At 60.1% G+C, this 2376-nt stretch carries 1 protein-coding gene and 2 pseudogenes; all 3 read right to left on the bottom strand.

The features are described 5' to 3' along the window. Window positions 1–48: 48 nt before the first annotated feature. Window positions 49–1200, bottom strand: a complete 1152-nt coding sequence (locus J2X09_RS26970; RefSeq protein ID WP_310309916.1) for a toprim domain-containing protein — start codon at window positions 1198–1200, stop codon at window positions 49–51. A 96-nt stretch (window positions 1201–1296) separates the two neighbouring features. Next, window positions 1297–1590 (bottom strand): annotated as a pseudogene (locus J2X09_RS26965) (hypothetical protein); the annotation flags it as partial. Window positions 1591–1654: 64 nt separating this feature from the next. Continuing rightward, window positions 1655–2281, bottom strand: a pseudogene (istB, locus tag J2X09_RS26960) (IS21-like element helper ATPase IstB); the annotation flags it as partial. Window positions 2282–2376: the final 95 nt, after the last annotated feature.

Raw genomic sequence — 2376 nt, 5'->3', positions numbered from 1 at the left:
CAATCTGACATTACGTTCCCATCTACATGTACGTGGGCACGTAGGCTCTCACGTCAGTGCACGAGCAGGAAGGACGTGGTTAATTGCGCGCTTACGTTGCATTGCAAGACACAGCTCGTGCAGCTCCTTCGGAAGGTCATCGCGTGCAAGCAGGATTTCGAGCAGTCGACGGTCATGGTCATTCAGCGGCCAGTCCTGTGAGGATTCGGACAATTGCGCCACGCCCATTCGATGAGGCTGCCAAGACAATGCCTGAGCCTGCCACACAGCACCGACCGTGCAGGCGATGTCCACTCCACTCGGATCTGCGTCTGCACTGATCCAAGCTGGTGCAGGTGCCAATTCCAGAACGCGAGCTATGGCCTCAAGCCAAAGGATCGACGGACGTCCCGGCATCCAGATCAGAACGACCCCCGCTTCAAGTTGCCGTGCTTGACGTTCAAAACTCGCACGGTTTTCAACCAACCACCATCGCTCCGGGCTTGACGCCGCACTCACCCGCATCAAGTCTGCCAATGGCAATCCGACACAGTGCAAGGGGCCTATTTGAATCTGCTGATCGTTCCATTGCAGGTTCAAGTTCCCCGCCAGCCAAGCCACCGCTACGAATCGCGTAACGCGCAGCCGCTCCAGATCGAAAGTCGCCTCTAACCAGCGCCAGTCAGCATCGCCGAGGGCTTTCGTCGCCCCACGCGCGTGCAAGGCGAAATCGCGCCGTGACCCTTGTCTACCCTGGTCATGCCACGCGGCGACCGCGCGTAGGAGTTGAAGACGAATCGCAAGCTGCTCCAGCCTCAGCGCTTTTTCTTCGCCCAGTAGTGTCAGCGCCCTACCCATCTCATGCAAAAGATCCGGATCCAGCGCAGCCTGATCGGCCGTCTCTGCTCGTGAGCGCATCCAGGCTTCCGCATCCTCAATCAGCGCCTGCCGCTCCTCCACACGCAATCGCGGACTCGATACACCCAACAGCTCCTGGAGCCGAGGCAGATCCCGCCAACTGATGAACGCCCATTGCCAGACACCCCCTACCAGTCGCTCGTTACGAACGATCCATCCTTGGCGCAACAGCAAATCACACAGCGCCTCCGCTGTCTCAATGGACACTGGCGCAGCGTCCTTCAGCAGGGCCGAGCGGCTGCGCCGAGCCCCGTCGCTGCGTGCCCAGCGTCGCAACACAGCATCGTGATCAGGATCCAGCATGGGCAACGCCTCCGGCACAGGCACAGATGCACTTCGGTCTCGCACACCGCGCCCCCGCGCCGTATCAACCCACTCCATAGTCCCTCACCCTCTTCTTCAGGCTGCCGTCACGCGGCGCTGCAACACACCAATCGGAGGTGCCCAGCGTGCATCGCGGGCCTTCTTGGACGTAACCAAGGTGATGTCCGCCGGCTCAAACACCTCCACGTTGTGGGTAATTGGCGTGGTCAGCACGTACTGGTCTCGGGTTGACTTCAGGAAATGTCCGACCAGTTGGATATTTCGCACATCCAAGTGCGCGAACGGCTCGTCGATAAACACGAAGCCACCCGGCATTTCATCGTCTTTGAGTAAGCCCACGAGCAGGATCAGCGACTTGATTGTTGATTTCCACGCAAAGCTGACCCAGGATTTCCATTGAATATTGACCCACCCTTGGGATGAACCTTGCGGTTCAGGGTGTGGATAAGTTCTTCGGGGTCTTCTCCTTCTTGGGTGCTGGTGCAGGCTGCTGGGCGGAACTGTTCTTGAAGCGGAAGCTGTCGTTGCCGGTCTCAAGAATATGGCAATGGTGGGTCAGACGATCGAGCAGCGCCGTGGTCATCTTGGCATCACCGAAGACGCTGGCCCATTCACTGAAGCTCAGGTTGGTGGTGATCACGACGCTGGTGCGCTCGTAGAGCCTGGAGAGCAGGTGGAACAGAAGCGCCCCACCCGAAGCACTGAACGGCAGGTAGCCCAGCTCATCGAGGATCACGAGGTCGGCATAGGCCAGGCGGTGCGCGAGCTGCCCTGACTTGCCGCAGGCCTTCTCCTCTTCCAGCGCATTGACCAGTTCCACCGTAGAGAAGAAGCGCACCCGCCGGTGATGGTGCTCGATGGCCTGCACACCCAGTGCCGTGGCCAGGTGGGTCTTGCCGGTGCCCGGCCCGCCCACCAGCACCACGTTGTTGGCGGCCTCCAGGAACTCGCAGCGGTGCAACTGGCGCACCAGCGCTTCGTTGACCTCGCTGTGCGCGAAGTCGAAGCCAGCCAGATCGCGGTAGGCGGGGAAGCGAGCCACCTTGAGCTGGTACGCCACCTGTCAACGCCGGTTGAATTTTCCTCAGATTGGCCGGAGTAAATTTCCCCACCTGGTGTGTGCGGGTGATCAGCCCGTGATGGGGTCTCGTGGCT

Source organism: Hydrogenophaga laconesensis, from assembly GCF_031457235.1.
GTDB classification, from domain to species: domain Bacteria; phylum Pseudomonadota; class Gammaproteobacteria; order Burkholderiales; family Burkholderiaceae_C; genus Hydrogenophaga; species Hydrogenophaga laconesensis.
Note: the sequence above shows the minus strand (reverse complement) of the source record. Positions and strands in the feature narration are given on the sequence as shown.

What these genes read in the sequence shown, in the direction of transcription:
- J2X09_RS26970 (WP_310309916.1), bottom strand. Translation starts at nt 1,200, where the DNA reads ATGCTGGATCCTGATCACGATGCTGTGTTGCGACGCTGGGCACGCAGC.